Source organism: Parablautia sp. Marseille-Q6255 (genome assembly GCF_951230155.1).
Classification (GTDB): Bacteria; Bacillota; Clostridia; order Lachnospirales; family Lachnospiraceae; genus Choladousia.
The window spans coordinates 34166-50897 of record NZ_CATNVD010000012.1 but is presented as its reverse complement, the minus strand read 5'-3'; the positions used below and the strand labels follow the sequence as shown (position 1 = coordinate 50897).

Sequence of the window (16732 nt, the reverse complement as noted above, 5' to 3'; positions counted from 1 at the left end):
ACATATGAAGCTTTTAGTGGCATCTGATATTCACGGGTCAGCTTTTTACTGCCGAAAGCTGTTAGAGGCGTATGAAAAAGAAGGGGCACAGCGGATGATCCTGCTCGGAGATATTCTCTATCACGGACCGCGCAATGACCTTCCGCGGGAATATGCGCCGAAGGAGGTCATCCGCATGCTCAATGAAAAGAAGGATGAGATATATGCAGTGCGCGGAAACTGTGAGGCAGAAGTGGATCAGATGGTCCTGGCATTTCCGGTTCTGGCAGACTATATGCTGCTTTTTGAAAACGGACATGCAGTGTATGCGACGCACGGACATATCTGGAATGAAGATCATCTGCCGCCGATAAAGCCGGGAGACGTGCTGCTGCACGGACATACGCATGTACTGCGGGCAGAGCAAAAGGGCGAGATCCAGATATGGAATCCTGGTTCTGTGTCGATCCCAAAAGAAGGGAATCCTCCCACGTATGCGATTTTGGAGAATGGCACATTTTGCATCAAAGATTTTGACGGAAAGACGATAAAGGAAAGAACCGTATGAGAAAACTATATGAACTGATCGCCCCATGCCATTTTGGCCTGGAGGCGGTGTTAAAAAGAGAGATCCTGGATCTGGGCTATGAGATCAGCTGTGTGGAGGATGGCCGTGTGACCTTTTTCGGGGACGCTGAGGCGATCGCGGTCGCAAACGTATTTCTGCGCTCTGCAGAACGCATCCTCCTGAAGGTGGGGACGGTTCACGCAGAAACCTTTGATGAGCTGTTTGAACGTACAAAAGCTCTGCCGTGGGAAGAATATCTCCCTGTTGACGCCAGGTTCTGGGTGGCAAAGGCAACATCGGTAAAAAGCAAGCTGTTTAGCCCCTCTGATATTCAGTCAATCGTAAAAAAAGCGGTTGTGGAGCGGCTCAAAAGTGTATATCATGTGAACTGGTTTACAGAGGAGGGAGCGGCATATCCGATCCGTATTTCGTTTTTGAAAGACGAGGCTGTGATCGGTCTGGATACGACAGGAGAGTCCCTGCACAAGCGCGGCTACAGAAAGCTTACCGCGAAGGCGCCGATCTCTGAGACGCTTGCGGCTGCGCTTATTATGCTGACTCCGTGGAAGGCGGACAGAATACTGGTAGATCCTTTCTGCGGCAGCGGTACCTTTCCGATCGAGGCTGCAATGATGGCTGCCAATATCGCACCCGGCATGAACCGCGCCTTCCTTGCGGAGCAGTGGGCGAATCTGACTGCGAAGCGGCAGTGGTATGACGCAGTGGAGGAAGCGCAGGATCTGATCGATCTCTCTGTGCATACAGATATCCAGGGCTATGATATCGACGGAGAAGTAATCCGCGCAGCCCGCGAGAACGCGCGCCTGGCGGGTGTGGATCATCTGATCCATTTTCAGCAGCGCCCGGTAAATGAACTGCGTCATCCGAAAAAATACGGCTTTGTTATCACGAATCCCCCATATGGGGAGCGTATTGAGGAGCGGGAGAACCTGCCTGCGCTTTACCGTGAGATCGGCCAGGCGTTCGCAGGGCTGGATTCGTGGTCGGAGTATGTGATCACCTCGTACGATCAGGCAGAGAAGTATATCGGCAAAAAGGCAGACAAGAACCGGAAGATTTATAACGGAATGATCAAAACATACTATTACCAGTTTCTGGGACCGAAGCCGCCCAGACGAAGAGACGGGGAGAGCGCTTGAGAAAAAAGTATCTGAAAACAGCAGGTATCTGCGCCGGGTGTGCGGCGCTCCTTTTTGCAGGAGGCTGTACAGCCGGAAAAAGGCCGGAGACGTCGCAGCCTGTGGCAGAGAAGATTTTGGAAACCTCGATTCCGGGATTTTTGCCGGACTACTGGTATGCGGGAGACCAGGGCAGGAAGCCGCAGGTACGCAGACAGTACAGTCAGAGCAATTGCTGGGCGGTCGCGTCAGCCTCTGCCCTTGAAGCGGCGCTCCTGCCGCAGACGAAGATGTCGTTTTCGCCGGATCATTTTGTTTTCCGCAATGCGTTTACCGTTGACCCCCAAAAGGGAGGAAGCTATTATATGGCTATGGCTTATCTGAGCAGCTGGCAGGGGCCGGTGACGGATGAGCAGGATCCCTATGGAGACAGGCAGTCTCCGCCGGGACTTTCTCCGGCCGTGCACGTACAGGAGATACGGCTGTTTGAGGAGGCGCAGGAGCGGCAGCTGAAGGAGGCTGTCATGAAATACGGGGCAGTACAGGCGTCCCTGCGGCTTGATAAGGAGGAGACGGAGGTGGACAGTCCATATTATAATGAGATGACGGCGGCATATTATTATCCGCACACAGAGCTTCAAAATCACGACATTGTGATCCTTGGCTGGGATGACTCGTATTCTCGCTTTTTGTTTCGGGAAATTCCGCAAAGAGACGGCGCCTTCATCTGCCAGAACAGCTGGGGAGAGGAGTTCGGGCAGGACGGGATCTTCTATGTCTCCTATGAGGATGCGAATCTCGGCGTGATGGCGGCAGCCTATAGCCGGGTGGAGCCTGCGGATAATTATGACCGGATCTACCAGGCGGATGACTGCGGCTGGCAGAGCAGCCTTGGATACGGCTCTGAGACATGCTGGTTTGCAAATGTCTATACGGCGCAGGAGGCGGAATCGCTTCAGGCTGCCGGATTTTACGCAACCGGAAAAAATACCCGGTATCAGGTCTATCTGGCGCATGATTTTACTGATACAGGGTCGTTTGAGACGATGGAGCTCCTGACGGAGGGGAGCTTTACGGATGCAGGATATTATACTGTTGATTTCACGCAGGAGATCCCCCTTGATCCGGGGGAACGGTTTGCGCTGGCGGTCAGGATGAAGGTGCCGCACAGCGCAAGCCCTGCTGCTGCGGAATATGCAAAGGATGCGGATACACAAAATGTTGTGCTGTCAGGAAAGGAAAGCTATCTGAGCCGTACCGGAGAGGAATGGCAGAACACCCAGGAGGAGTTCGCGGCAAATATCTGCCTGAAGGCATATACCGACCTGCGCTGACCTTTGCAGGCGGCAGAGGAAAATGGTGGCAGATGGTGCACAGGCGGCTGCCCCGGAAGGAGAGGGACATGGAAAAAAGGATTATTTTTGCAACAGGAAATGAAGGGAAGATGCGCGAGGTGCGCATGATACTGGCTGACCTGAAGCTGCCGGTCGTGTCTATGAAGGAAGCCGGAGTGACGGGAGATATTATCGAGAATGGCACAACCTTTGAAGAAAATGCGCTGATCAAGGCGCGGGCAGTCATGGAGCGCACAGGAGAGATGGCGCTGGCGGATGATTCCGGGCTTGAGATTGATTATCTGGATGGCGCCCCCGGCATTTATTCCGCGCGGTTTATGGGAGAGGATACTCCGTATGAAAAAAAGAACGCTGCGATCCTCGAGAAGCTTTCCGGCGTGCCGGAGCAGGAACGTACGGCGCGGTTCGTCTGTGCGATCGCCTGTGTGATGCCGGATGGAACGGAGCTTACAAGCCGCGGGACGATGGAAGGGCGGATCGCGTACGAGATCAGGGGGGAGAATGGATTTGGATACGATCCGATCTTTTATCTTCCGGAGTGCGGGTGCAGCTCTGCGCAGATCTCGCCGGAGCAGAAAAATGAGCTCAGCCATCGGGGAAAGGCGCTCAGGAGCATGAAGGAAAAGCTGAGAGCATACTGGGAATAAAAGCAGGGGATGGGCGGATATGCCCGAAATACAAAAATAGGACGAAAGAGGCCGGATAAAATGAAAGTTCTGATTATGAGTGATACGCATGGGCGTGAAGAAAATGTGGAAAAGGCGCTGGCCCGGGAAGGGATGCCGGATCACGTGCTGCATCTGGGAGATTCTGAGGACAGCGGAGCGCATCTGCGCAGCCTGCTGACCTGCCCGCTGGAGATCGTAGCAGGCAATTGTGACTTTTTTTCAGACCTTCCGAAGACGATTGTGACGCAGGTGGGAGGAGTGCGGATACTGATGGCGCATGGACACTGCCATTTTGTGACGCTTGGACTGCATGACCTGGCGGAGGATGCGCGGGCCAACGGCTGCAGCGTGGCGATGTTCGGACACACGCACCGCCCGGTGATAAAAGAGGTGGACGGTATCACGATAGTCAATCCGGGCAGTCTTTCCTTCCCGCGGCAGAACGGGCGCTGCCCCAGCTATGCGGTCATGGAGCTTACAGGGGATAAAGTGCAGTATGAGATCCGCTATATCTGAGAATATCTGAGAAAAAAAGCTGCGAACATAGCTGCGAACCGCGAAAAAGTCTTGACTTTCATGCAGATTGTATGGTAAACTGTACGGGCGTATGGAAGCAGGCTTTTTTTTTGTGCCTCAAAACAAAGAACGGCAGCAGGGCTGTCGGACAAGACAAATATAAGAGAGCGAGGTGGAAGTTGTGCGTGTAAGAATCACATTGGCATGTACGGAGTGTAAGCAGCGTAATTACAACACGACAAAGGATAAGAAGACTCATCCGGACAGAATGGAAACAAAGAAATACTGTCGTTTCTGCAGAACACACACATTACACAAAGAAACGAAATAATTCGGTAGATTCGTGCAAAGGAAGTGAAGGTATGGCAGAAAAAACTGAAAAAGGTTTGAAGAAGAGCTGGTTTGACGGTATGAAAGCAGAGTTTAAAAAGATCGTCTGGCCGGATCAGAAAACGCTGGTGAAGCAGACCGGTGCCGTAGTTGCCGTTTCTATCGTACTTGGAATGCTCATTGCCCTACTGGATTTTATTTTCAAGTATGGCGTGGACATTTTGGTAAACATCAGTTTCTAAATGAGTGAGGACAGGGTGATTGTATGGCAGAAGCTAACTGGTATGTAGCTCATACGTATTCAGGGTATGAGAACAAAGTAAAGGCCAACATCGAGAAGACGATTGAAAACAGACATCTGGAGGATCAGATTCTGGAGGTTCGAGTGCCGCTTCAGGATGTTGTCGAAGTCAAAAATGGCGTGAAGAAAACAGTTCAGAAAAAGATGTTTCCGGGCTATGTACTTCTCAACATGGTAATGAACGATGATACCTGGTACGTTGTCAGAAACACGCGTGGCGTTACCGGATTCGTTGGTCCGGGATCCAAGCCGGTTCCGCTTACAGAGACAGAGATGTTTAATCTCGGTATCCAGGCGGCAAACATGGAAGTAGAGTTTGCCGAGGGAGATATGGTCACTGTGACCGGCGGTGTCTGGAAGGATACGGTCGGAGTGATCCAGACTGTAAATCAGGGCAAGCAGAGCGTTACAATCAATGTTGAACTGTTCGGTCGTGAAACACCGGTTGAGATAAGTTTCACAGAGATCAGAAAAATGTGAAACCATCAGGTCAAGCACATGGGTTCACATAAACGCGATAACAAGTAGACTCTCCTGACAGCAGTCAGGGGACGTGGGAGGGAAGACGTACTCCCGACATTACCACATAGGAGGTGCCTGACATGGCAAAGAAAGTAACAGGTTATATTAAATTACAGATTCCTGCTGGTAAAGCAACACCGGCTCCGCCAGTTGGTCCGGCTCTTGGACAGCATGGCGTAAACATTGTTCAGTTTACAAAAGAGTTCAATGCAAGAACAGCAGACAAGGGTGATCTGATCATCCCTGTAGTTATTACAGTATATGCAGACAGAAGCTTCAGCTTCATCACAAAGACTCCGCCGGCAGCAGTTCTTCTGAAGAAGGCATGCAACCTGAAATCCGGTTCCGGAGTTCCGAACAAGACAAAGGTAGCTACGATCTCCAAGGACAAGATCAGAGAGATCGCTGAGATGAAGATGCCGGATCTCAATGCAGGCAGCGTAGAAGCAGCTATGAGCATGATCGCAGGTACAGCAAGAAGTATGGGTATCACAGTAGAGGAGTGACTGTGAGCACTTAACGAAAACAAGCTGTAAGCGCAGTTTGAGTTTAGTGCGAACGTCGTTCGCGAACCTTAGCGAGCGCAAGCAAAGCGAGCGAGAGCTTAGTTGAGCGAACATACCCGTTCAACGTCCGGACCAATGTTGAGCGAACATACCCGTTCAGCGTCCAGACTATCGTTGAGCGAATACCCCAGATTTTGTAAACGCAGGAACAACAAGTGGGAGGGCAATCCCCGCAAATACCACCAGGAGGTTATTTAATATGAAAAGAGGAAAGAAATACGCAGAGGCTGCAAAGGCGATCGACCGCGCAGCTCTCTACGATGTAAATGAGGCTATTGCACTGGCTAAAAAGTCAGCAGTAGCAAAATTTGATGAGACAATCGAAGTTCATATCAGAACAGGCTGTGATGGACGTCATGCAGATCAGCAGATCCGTGGTGCGGTAGTACTTCCGCACGGAACAGGTAAGAAGGTTCGTGTCCTTGTATTCGCTAAGAATGCAAAGGCTGACGAGGCTCTTGCAGCAGGCGCAGAGTACGTAGGCGCTGAAGAACTGATCCCGAAGATCCAGAACGAGGGATGGCTTGATTTTGACGTAGTGGTAGCTACACCGGATATGATGGGTGTTGTAGGTCGTCTGGGACGTATCCTTGGACCGAAGGGACTTATGCCGAACCCGAAGGCTGGTACAGTTACAATGGACGTAACAAAGGCTGTCAATGACATTAAGGCTGGTAAGATTGAATACAGATTGGACAAGACAAACATTATCCACGTGCCAATTGGTAAGGCTTCTTTCACAGAGGAGCAGTTAACGGACAACTTCCAGACGCTTATTGAAGCAATCAACAAGGCAAGACCGTCAGCGCTTAAGGGTCAGTATCTCAGAAGTGTGACAATCGCACCGACAATGGGACCTGGCGTAAAGCTTAACCCGACAAAGCTTGCATAATAAATTGCAGAACAAGAATCCCCGAAGGTACGCGCTTCGGGGATTTTTTGCTCATTTTTATTTTGAGGATATTGAAGATGCAGGAAAGAGATAAGAACACGAAGTATAGAAAAATACAGCTTATTGCCCGGTTTTTCACGGGGGCAAAGCGCTATTTTGCAGCGGCTGTTACAGCTTCTTTTTTAATGACGGTGCTCAATTCCCTGACCCCGCAGATTTTTCGCTTTACGATTGACGAGGTGCTCGGCGGGGGAGGATACCCCTACCTGTCAAAACATCTGTGGGCAATTGCGCTCGCCCTTATCGCGGTAGAGCTGTTGTCTGGTATCTCCATGTTTGTGTGTAAATATGACACAGCAAAGGCGGGAGAAAATTTTGCGCAGAATCTCAGGAATGCGCTGTTTTCTCACGTGCAGAAGCTGCCGATGAGCTGGCATGACAAAAATCAGACCGGAGACATTATCCAGCGCTGTACCTCAGATGTAGAAGTCATCCGCAACTTTGTTGTGACACAGCTGCTGGAGGTATTCCGTACGACATTCCTTGTCGCAGTGTCCTTTGTGGTGATGCTGTCTATGAACGTAAAGCTGTCGCTTGTCGTACTGCTGTTTGTCCCGGCAGTGGTCATATATTCGGCAGTATTTTACCGGATGATCGCCAGAAGATTCCAGTATGCAGATGAAGCGGAGGGAGAGCTGTCGACGGTTGTGCAGGAAAATGCGACAGGAGTGCGTGTTGTCCGGGCATTTGGCAGAGAAAAGTTTGAGATGGACCGCTTCCGGGAAAAGAATGACATTTTTGCAAAGCTCTGGATCCGGCTGGGTACGCTTTCCGGTCTTTACTGGGGAGTGGGGGACCTGATCACCGGGCTGCAGGTGGTTACCGTCATCGTACTCGGTGCAGTCGAGGCGGTGCATGGGAATATCTCAGTCGGAGAATTCGTAGCATTTGCCTCCTATAATACAACGCTGGTGTGGCCGATCCGTGGACTGGGGAGGATCTTGTCTGACATGAGTAAGGCAGGAGTGTCCTTTGAGCGTGTAAATTACATTTTGAGCGCTTCAGAAGAAGCATATGCCGAAACGAAAGAGACGGATGCCGGCGGCAACGATGGCAGAAGCACGAAGAGGGAGCAGCTTGCCGGTGATATCGTATTTTCACATGTAGATTTTGGCTACGGAGACAGTCAGAAAGTACTTTCTGATATTGATTTTACAATCCCCGAAGGGACGACGTTTGGTATCCTGGGAGGAACAGGAAGCGGAAAATCCACGATCGTACAGCTTTTGACCAGGTTTTATGAGCTGGGAGACAAAGCTGGAAGCATCCGTATCGGAGGACGTGATATCCGTGACATTCCGCTTGAGCAGCTGCGCAGGAATATCGGATTCGTCCTGCAGGAGCCATTTTTATATTCCAGAACGATCGGGGAAAATATCGCGGCATCACGCCCGGATGCAACAATGGAGGAGATTCGCCAGGCAGCCCGAATCGCCTGTGTCGATGATGCGATCATGGGTTTTGCAGATGGCTATGATACGCTTGTCGGAGAGCGGGGCGTGACACTTTCGGGAGGACAAAGACAAAGAGTTGCGATCGCCAGAATGCTTTTGCAGAAGGCTCCGATCCTTGTATTTGATGATTCACTGTCAGCAGTGGACTCGGAGACAGATTCTCTGATCCGCAGAGCGCTTAAAGAACATATGCAAAATGCTACCGTGATCCTGATCTCGCATCGCATTACGACACTGATGGGGGCATCACAGATCATGGTACTCTCCGGCGGACGGATCGCACAGCTGGGGACGCATGCGCAGCTGACTGCGCAGGATGGGATCTACAGGCGCATTTATGATATCCAGATGAGCCATGATGACAGAAGGGAGGTGGCGCAGAAAAATGGCAGCTTATGAGGAACAGGACTATAATAAACCATTTCAACTGAAGATATGGGCAAAGCTTCTGCCCTTTTTCAGACCATACCGGAAGTTTTTTGTGATCACACTCACCTTGAATATTCTGCTGGCTGGTGTGGATATTCTTGTGCCGCTTTTTCAGAGCTATGCGATCGACCATTTTATCGTGCCGGATACCCTGGAAGGGATCGGCGCCTTTGCGGCGGTATATGCGGCAGTTATCGTGCTGCAGACAGTCAGTGTGTATATTTCTGTGCGCGCGGCGACGGTGATCGAGATGAATATCGGAAAGGACCTCAAATGGGCACAGTTTGAACATCTGCAGACGCTGTCCTTTTCTTATTATAATACGACTCCGGTCGGCTATATCCACGCGCGTGTGATGAGCGATACGCTCAAGATTGCGGGGATGATCGCCTGGGGACTGGTGGACATGTTCTGGGCGTTGATCTACATTGTCGGAGTGTTCGGGATTATGTTCGCACTAAATGCGGCGCTTGCATGGATGCTTTTGCTGATCGTGCCGTGTATTGCAGTAATCACTGTATTTTTTCAGAACAGGATCCTGAACTGGAACCGAAAGGTGCGAAAGCTCAATTCTCAGATCACGAGTGCTTACAACGAAGGGATTACGGGCGTGCGCACTTCAAAGAGCATGGTCATCGAGGCAGACAATGAGCGGTCATTCTTTAAGCTGGCAGGAAGCATGAACCACGCCGCAAGCCATGCCGCAAAGCTCAATGCGCTCTATATTCCGCTGATCCTGTTTTTCAGCTCGGTGGCAGCGGCGCTTGTGCTGGCAAAAGGCGGCTACATGGTACAGGAGGAGCTGATGCAGCTCGGCATGCTCTCTGTGTTCATTTCGTATGCGCTTGTTATCTTCGAACCGATCCAGCAGCTCGCAAGGCTTCTGGCAGATCTGATCTCCTGCCAGGCAAATATCGAGCGAGTGATGGATCTGCTCGCGCAAAAGCCAAATGTCACAGACCGTCCGGATGTAGTCGAGACATACGGAGACAATTTCCATCCGAAAAAGGAAAACTGGGAGAAAATAAAGGGCGAGATTGATTTTGAAGATGTATCTTTTCGGTATCCGGATGGAAAAGAGTACGTGCTCGAGCATTTTAACCTGCACGTGCCAGCCGGGATGAATGTCGCGATCGTCGGAGAGACGGGAGCGGGAAAATCAACACTTGTAAACCTTGCAGGGCGGTTTTTCGAGCCGACAAAAGGGCGCATCCTGATTGATGGCGTGGATTACCGCGAACGTTCCCAGCTCTGGCTGCACAGTCAGATCGGGTATGTGCTTCAGAATCCGCACCTGTTCTCAGGGACGGTCCGTGAGAATATCCGTTACGGCAGGCTGGATGCGACAGACGAAGAGATCGAAGCGGCGGCAAAGAGGGTCTCTGCGGACCTTGTTGTAAACAAGCTCGAAAAGGGTTACGACAGCGATGTAGGAGAGAGCGGCGGACGTCTCTCAACCGGAGAAAAACAGTTGATCTCCTTTGCACGTGCGATCCTGGCAGATCCGGCGATCTTCGTTCTGGATGAGGCAACCTCCTCCATTGACACGGCGACAGAGCAGCTGATACAGCAGGCGACGCAGACCCTTTTGAAGGGGCATACCTCATTTGTGATCGCGCACCGGCTTTCTACGATACGAAATGCAGATCTGATCCTCGTTGTGAAGGACGGCAGGATCGTAGAACGTGGTACACACAAAGAGTTGCTGGCGCAGAAGGGGTATTACCGTGATCTGTATTACAAACAGTTTGAAGAAGAGTCGGCGATGCAGGTATTCGAGGAGCAGTAAAGAAGCGGAAAACACGCTCATTTTTTGCCCCGGTATGAAAAAACTGCGAAAAACAGAGAAAAAATCAGGCTGGGTACTTGACGGATGCGGTATCATATGCTATAGTTTCAAAGACTGCCGAAGACAGCAGGTGCCGAGAGGTATAAGGAGAAAACGCCTGCCGAGGAGAAAAGAGATTCTTAGGAAGAATTTACAGCTCTCTGTCTTGCAGAGGGCTTTTTTATCGTAAAGGAAAGTTTTTACTTTTCTATACCATAAGATCAAGATGACCGGGATGCAGGTTCCGGTGAAATTTCCTACTTATCCGGCGGTACACTTAAATCTATAAGGAGGTGCACCATTTCATGGCAAAAGTTGAACTGAAGAAACCGATCGTGGAAGAGATTTCAGAAAACATCAAAGACGCACAGTCAGTTGTTCTGGTACATTACAGTGGTATTACGGTTGAAGCTGATACAGCGCTTCGTAAAGAGCTGAGAGAAGCTGGTATTACTTACAAGGTGTATAAGAACACAATGATGAACTTCGCTTTTGAAGGTACAGACTGTGAGCCGCTGAAGCAGCATCTGGAAGGACCGAATGCTATCGCTATTTCCAAAGACGATGCAACGGCTCCGGCAAGAATCGTTGCAAAATATGCAAAGACTGCTCCGACACTGAAAATGCTCGCTGGTATCGTAGAGGGCAACTACTATGATGAGAAGGGTGTTGCAGCACTTGCAGCCGTTCCGTCAAGAGAAGAGCTTCTTGGAAAACTTCTTGGAAGCATCCAGTCACCGATTGCAAATCTCGCTCGTGTGCTTAATCAGATCGCAGAAGCAAAGGCTGAGTAATTACAGGATCGGCTGATCGGAGATAGTTAAGATCAAAAAGAAAAACAATATTTAAATCAGGAGGAAAATAAAATGGCAAAGTTGACAACAGCTGAATTTATCGAAGCTATTAAAGAGTTATCTGTACTTGAACTGAACGAGCTGGTAAAGGCTTGTGAGGAAGAATTTGGTGTATCTGCAGCAGCAGGCGTTGTAGTAGCAGCAGCAGGCGCTGGCGCAGCAGAAGCAGCAGAGGAGAAGGACGAGTTCGACGTAGAGCTTACAGAGGTAGGCCCGAACAAGGTTAAGGTTATCAAGGTTGTACGTGAAGCTACAGGTCTTGGTCTGAAAGAGGCTAAGGAAGTAGTAGACGGCGCTCCGAAGGTAATCAAAGAGGGCGCTTCCAAGGCAGAGGCTGAGGAGATGAAGACAAAGCTCGAGGCAGAAGGCGCAAAGGTTACATTGAAATAATCGATGCGATAAGCAGACTGAGTAAAGTCATTAAAACCGGAGATTCCGCAAGCGGAAATCTCCGGTTTTTTGACTTTATGAAGGAGCAACGCGCACGAGAAAATGCGAAGCATTTGCGAGTCGGCGCGGTGCACTCAGTCTGCGTATGTGAAGGAAACATGTTTCCGGACGCGTGTCTTTTATTATTTTCATAGGGCGACAGCCCGCGTACGAGGAAACGCGCAGCGGTTCCGAGTTCGCACGGCTCGTAGCATGTAGCTGCCTATATTAAACATAAATAATAAGTTGCATTAAATAAGATTATATGATACAATTAAAAGGAAACATACTATTTAGTGATAAAAATTCTACATCTCAGAACATCTAAATCTCATCTTCAAAATTCTTGCAAAATCTGTTCAATCCAGGGCAAATATGATAAAATGAAGGAGAAACATATGGTAAAAGACAAAACAGAGAACAAAGTGAAAATTGGATCAAAAACGAAAAGCAAAACGGTCGGTAGTGTGCAAGAGAAACACTCAGAAAGAACAGCGCCGCAAAAGCGAATCATGACACCGCTGAAAGAATTAAATCTGACGAACCGCTTTTTGTTTGACGAAGTTATGGAAGACGCTGCGACACAGCAGGAGGCGCTCAGTATTATTCTTGGCAGGGATATTACTCTTGCAGGGCAGGGGCAGTCGGAGAAAGAGCTGCGCGTATCTCCGCTTGCACGGTCGATCCGTATGGATGTGTTTGCCGTGGATGAAGAGAGCGTTGTCTATAATACGGAGATGCAGAATCGCCGGAAGGACGATCTGATAAAGCGCAGCCGTTATTATCAGGGGATTTTGGATACTTCGCTTCTGGAGGCAGGCGTACCGAATTATAATTCTTTAAATCCGACATATTTAATTATGATCATGACTTTTGATCTGTTCGGATTAGGGAAATATTGTTATACTTTTGTTCCGAAGTGTGTGGAAGTGCCGGAGCTTATACTTGAAGATGGGGCAACGAGAATATTTCTGAATACGCGTGGAACGAATGATGATGAAGTATCAAAAGAACTAAGAGAATTTCTGCATTATCTGGAGCATACGACAGATGCAGCAGCGAAACAGACGCAGAGCAGCCGCATTCGGAAAATACATGACCGCGTGAAAAAGGTGCGGTCCAATGAAGAGATTGGGGTGAAGTATATGCAGGCTTGGGAAGAAAAGTATTATGACAGGCAGGAAGCTACAGAAGATGCAAAACGAAGTATGGCGCGCAATCTGGCAGATATGGGCGTTCCTTTTGAGAAGATTGCCAGGGCTGCCGAGGCAGATCTGGAGACGGTTCGCCGATGGATTGGGGGAGGCGAAGAGGAAGAGCTTGAAGATGATATATGATGCGCTCAAAATATCCGGCGGCAGTTTGAAGCTATATTCGTTTCGGCTGCCTCCGGATATTTGTTTTCAAACTCTATAAAACATAAATAATATGTTGCTATACAAAAAAATAATGTGATATAATATAAAAACAGTCCTGTAGTTTCGAAAAGGGATCAGGAGAGAACCACACAACATTTCTTTTGAGATATCAGACTCTTTTACAATTCATTAATAGTTTTAGAATCTCATGTTCAAAGCTTACAAAATCTACTCAAATTCCCCCTGATATGATAAGATAAAGGAGAATCATATGGTAAAGAACAAAATAAAAGTCAGACCAGAAACCAGAGCAAAAGCGGGAAATGGTACGGCAGAGAAATCTGCAAAAAAAGAAATGCAGCAAAAGAAGACTATGATACCGTTGCGGGAACTGAATCTTACGAGCCGTTTTCTATTTGACGAAGTGATGGAGGATGCGGCAACACAGCAGGAGGCACTTAGTATTATTCTGGGCAGAGATATTTCTCTTTTGCAGCAGATACAGTCAGAGAAAGAGCTGCGCATATCGCCGCTTGCGCGGTCGATCCGTATGGATGTTTTTTCGATAGATGAAGATGAAATTGTCTATAATACGGAGATGCAGAATCGGAGAAAAGGTGATCTTGTAAGACGTAGCCGTTATTACCAAGGGATTTTGGATACTTCTTTGCTGGAACCGGGCATTCTGGATTATAACCGTTTGAATCAGACATATTTAATTATGATCATGACGTTTGATCTGTTCGGCCTGGGAAAGTATTGTTATACTTTTATGCCGAAGTGTCTGGAAGTACCGGATCTTTCACTGGATGATGGCGCAGTGAGAATGTTCTTAAATACGCGTGGCAGGAATGACAGTGAGGTGTCAAAAGAACTGACAGAATTTCTGCATTATTTGGAGCATACAACAGATGCGGTGGTGGAACAGACAGAAAGTGCCCGTATCCGAAGGATACATGACCGCGTGCGACAGGTAAGGTCTGATGAAGAGATCGGAGTGAAATATATGCAGGCATGGGAAGAAAGGTATTATGACAGGCAGGAGGCCAGAGAGGAGGGCTTACAGGAAGGTCGTACAGAAGGCCGAATAGAAGCCAAACGCTGTATGGCGCAGCGTCTTACAAAAATGGGGCTTTCCATTGAACAGATTGCCAAAGCAGCAGAAGTGGATATAGCAGTGCTTGAGCAATGGCTAAAAGAAGACACGGTCCACCGATGGATGGAGGGAGGATCCGGGGAAGAAAAGCTTGAAGTTAATATAGAAGAAAGTGACGCCTGATACGCTGAAAATATCCGGTAGTAGTTTGAAAATATATTCATTTAGACTGCTGCCGGATATTTATATATATTTTTGTTCATTCGCAGGTATTAAAAGAAATATGGTTATTTTAATTAGTTAGTAAGAATTACTCCAAACATTTTTAAAAGACAGTTGTGTCATACGTCAGAAAATGGTAAAATAGTAATACAATAATATAGTACATGAGGTGATAATATGGGCGTAAAGGTAACAGGAGCAGAATTGGAAATTATGCAATATTTATGGGAACATCCCGACAACAATACTTTTGCACAGCTGCTTACATGGTTCAATGAGGAAAAGGGAAAACAGTGGAGCAAGCAGACATTGAATACAAATCTGCTGCGTCTCACCAAAAGAGGATTGCTTGAGCGGGTGAACAGATCGCCAAAATCCATTTATGTACCGACGGTGGACGAGATCCGCTATCAGCAGCTTTGTGCAAAAGAGATTCTGGAGGAATCCTACGGAGGCAGACTCGCGAATTTCATTGCGGCGTTTAGCGGAAACCAGAGGCTCACATCGGAAGAAGAACAGAAGCTGATGCGTTTCATTGAAGAAAAGGAGCGGGTATGAATGTGATTGCGGCGATGAGCCTGGCGGGAACTATAACGATGCTGCTGTATTATTCGTCAGGTTTGATCCTGCGAAAAAGGTTTGGTGCGTCGCAGAAGGATATATTGCTGAAGGCGGCAGTGTTTTTCTTTCTCTTTCCGATACAAAAGATAAAATATAATCTGCCGTATGAGCTGGGGGAGCTTCTGCCGGGATTTTTCCATCCCGACATAGGCGGGGTGACACAGTTCGGAATATCCGGGTATACAGCGGTTGCCCTTAATTCAGGAGAATATCTGATAGTGGAAAGCTGGAAGGTTGTCTGTCTGGCGGTGGGAGTGTGTGTTGCGCTTGGCTTTATCGGTTATCAGACGGTTCGGTATTTTCGCCTGAAAAGGCTGCTTGGGGTATGTGCAAAAGATATTTCTCAGGAGACGCTTGAAAACAATCCAGAGCTGCGAAAGCTGTGCGGGAAAAAGCGGATCCCGATCAAGAAAGTATCTGGAATACAGACACCGTTTACCCTGGGGGTGCTGCGTCCGGTCATATTTTTGCCGGAGCAGGATTTTACACAGGAGGAGCAGGAGTTTGTACTCTTCCACGAAGCTGCGCATATCAAAAGGCAGGATGTCCTGATGAAGTGGATCAGTCTTTTGGTCATACTGCTGCATTGGTTTAATCCGTTTTCCTATCTGATGCTAAGGGAGATAAATAAAGTCTCGGAATATCGGTGCGACGAGGAGACACTGCGCATCGCGGGCGATGAGAAAAGAGGCGCGTATGCGCGGCTGGTCGTACGTGCGGCAGCGACAGGCGCTCAGAAAACGAAGCTTTGGGCAAGCTGTTTATCAGGAAGCAAAAAAGATATTTCTGACAGAGTGGAGGTAATTATGGACAGAAGAAGAATAAAAAGAGGATTGGGGATTGTTATTGTAGTGATCGCGGCAGCGTTTAGCAGTTTTATCAGTACGTATGCGTATGAAACAGAAAAAGTTGCTAGAGGGGAAATAGATAAGGATATCGATTGGGAGGTAGAAATATTAGAAGAAGATTTGGACGAAGAAATGGAGTGGACCGTAGATGACAATAAAGAGTTCGTCACGGATGATGTCGCAGCGATAGATTTTACACACTCGGATTGTGTATTTATTGATGACATTACAGGAACCGTTTCTTATTTAGAAGAGGATAAGGTAATTACAGAAAGTGAGCGGGCATGCACACATACATATAAAGATGGGAGAAAAGCAGTTCATAAGCGAGATGGAAAAGGAGGATGTGAGGTTTTTATTTATAAAACAAAAAAATGTATAAAATGTGATCATATAATCGCTGAAGAGATGATTAGTTCTACAAAATATACAAAATGTCCTCATTAACCTGCTGAAAGTGAGAAAAACTAGATATAATAAACAAAATAAAACTTGCATACTGTGAAATTATATGATAAACTTTATATTACAAGAAAGTAGTACGTGAAAAATTTACAGTAAAGAGGTGGTGCGTTGTTTATACGATAAGAAGATAGCTGATTTTGTTTTGGAGGAGGAATTTACAAAGCAGAGCCTGTAGTTAGAACATTTTGTACAATAAGAGTCCGCATTGTAAAAAAACAGATAAAGCTTTGTG

At 48.1% G+C, this 16732-nt stretch carries 18 protein-coding genes and 1 other annotated feature; all 18 genes read left to right on the top strand.

Annotation, left to right across the window (positions count from 1 at the left end):
* Positions 1-4: 4 nt before the first annotated feature.
* The 18 genes from yfcE to QOX44_RS10430 all read left to right on the top strand — a co-directional run bounded on the left by yfcE (position 5) and on the right by QOX44_RS10430 (position 16482).
* The gene (yfcE, locus tag QOX44_RS10515) at positions 5-547 is read left to right on the top strand and encodes a phosphodiesterase (protein WP_283683089.1); all 543 of its coding nucleotides are present in this window, start codon (positions 5-7) and stop codon (positions 545-547) included.
* A complete protein-coding gene (locus QOX44_RS10510; RefSeq protein ID WP_283683088.1) occupies positions 544-1707 on the top strand; it encodes a THUMP domain-containing class I SAM-dependent RNA methyltransferase in 1164 nt (387 codons plus the stop codon). Before yfcE ends, QOX44_RS10510 begins: the two co-directional genes overlap by 4 nt.
* On the top strand, positions 1704-3020 hold the full coding sequence (locus tag QOX44_RS10505; protein ID WP_283683087.1) for a lectin like domain-containing protein: 1317 nt from the start codon (positions 1704-1706) through the stop codon (positions 3018-3020). Before QOX44_RS10510 ends, QOX44_RS10505 begins: the two co-directional genes overlap by 4 nt.
* Positions 3021-3088: 68 nt before the next feature.
* Positions 3089-3688: an XTP/dITP diphosphatase gene (locus QOX44_RS10500; RefSeq protein WP_283683086.1), complete on the top strand. Its 600-nt coding sequence runs from the start codon at positions 3089-3091 to the stop codon at positions 3686-3688.
* Between the two features lie 60 nt (positions 3689-3748).
* Positions 3749-4225 (top strand): metallophosphoesterase family protein, encoded by a 477-nt coding sequence (locus QOX44_RS10495; RefSeq protein WP_283683085.1) that lies wholly within the window; start codon positions 3749-3751, stop codon positions 4223-4225.
* A 181-nt stretch (positions 4226-4406) separates the two neighbouring features.
* A complete protein-coding gene (rpmG, locus tag QOX44_RS10490) occupies positions 4407-4556 on the top strand; it encodes a 50S ribosomal protein L33 (protein WP_176850573.1) in 150 nt (49 codons plus the stop codon).
* Positions 4557-4587: 31 nt separating this feature from the next.
* Entirely contained in the window at positions 4588-4797 is a 210-nt protein-coding gene (gene secE / locus QOX44_RS10485) for a preprotein translocase subunit SecE (protein ID WP_283683084.1), read from the top strand.
* Positions 4798-4820: 23 nt separating this feature from the next.
* Entirely contained in the window at positions 4821-5336 is a 516-nt protein-coding gene (gene nusG / locus QOX44_RS10480; protein ID WP_283683083.1) for a transcription termination/antitermination protein NusG, read from the top strand.
* 122 nt (positions 5337-5458) lie between these two features.
* The gene (rplK, locus tag QOX44_RS10475; protein ID WP_120390821.1) at positions 5459-5884 is read left to right on the top strand and encodes a 50S ribosomal protein L11; all 426 of its coding nucleotides are present in this window, start codon (positions 5459-5461) and stop codon (positions 5882-5884) included.
* 259 nt (positions 5885-6143) lie between these two features.
* Positions 6144-6836 (top strand): 50S ribosomal protein L1, encoded by a 693-nt coding sequence (gene rplA, locus QOX44_RS10470; RefSeq protein WP_283683082.1) that lies wholly within the window; start codon positions 6144-6146, stop codon positions 6834-6836.
* A gap of 77 nt (positions 6837-6913) precedes the next feature.
* Positions 6914-8749: an ABC transporter ATP-binding protein gene (locus QOX44_RS10465; RefSeq protein WP_283683081.1), complete on the top strand. Its 1836-nt coding sequence runs from the start codon at positions 6914-6916 to the stop codon at positions 8747-8749.
* On the top strand, positions 8736-10568 hold the full coding sequence (locus QOX44_RS10460; protein ID WP_283683080.1) for an ABC transporter ATP-binding protein: 1833 nt from the start codon (positions 8736-8738) through the stop codon (positions 10566-10568). Before QOX44_RS10465 ends, QOX44_RS10460 begins: the two co-directional genes overlap by 14 nt.
* Positions 10569-10667: 99 nt before the next feature.
* Positions 10668-10799, top strand: a sequence feature (ribosomal protein L10 leader region).
* Positions 10800-10912: 113 nt separating this feature from the next.
* Positions 10913-11401 carry a 50S ribosomal protein L10 gene (gene rplJ, locus QOX44_RS10455; RefSeq protein ID WP_283683079.1) on the top strand — a complete coding sequence of 163 codons (489 nt, stop codon included), beginning with the start codon at positions 10913-10915 and terminating at the stop codon, positions 11399-11401.
* Between the two features lie 72 nt (positions 11402-11473).
* Positions 11474-11851, top strand: coding sequence for a 50S ribosomal protein L7/L12 (gene rplL / locus QOX44_RS10450; RefSeq protein ID WP_283683078.1), 378 nt, complete (start codon positions 11474-11476; stop codon positions 11849-11851).
* Positions 11852-12288: 437 nt separating this feature from the next.
* Complete coding sequence (locus tag QOX44_RS10445) at positions 12289-13227, top strand: Rpn family recombination-promoting nuclease/putative transposase (protein ID WP_331488371.1); 939 nt, start codon at positions 12289-12291, stop codon at positions 13225-13227.
* Positions 13228-13519: 292 nt separating this feature from the next.
* Positions 13520-14527: an Rpn family recombination-promoting nuclease/putative transposase gene (locus QOX44_RS10440; protein WP_331488370.1), complete on the top strand. Its 1008-nt coding sequence runs from the start codon at positions 13520-13522 to the stop codon at positions 14525-14527.
* Between the two features lie 216 nt (positions 14528-14743).
* Positions 14744-15124, top strand: a complete 381-nt coding sequence (locus QOX44_RS10435; protein ID WP_283683077.1) for a BlaI/MecI/CopY family transcriptional regulator — start codon at positions 14744-14746, stop codon at positions 15122-15124.
* Entirely contained in the window at positions 15121-16482 is a 1362-nt protein-coding gene (locus tag QOX44_RS10430) for a M56 family metallopeptidase (protein ID WP_283683075.1), read from the top strand. Before QOX44_RS10435 ends, QOX44_RS10430 begins: the two co-directional genes overlap by 4 nt.
* The last annotated feature ends 250 nt before the right edge of the window (positions 16483-16732 follow it).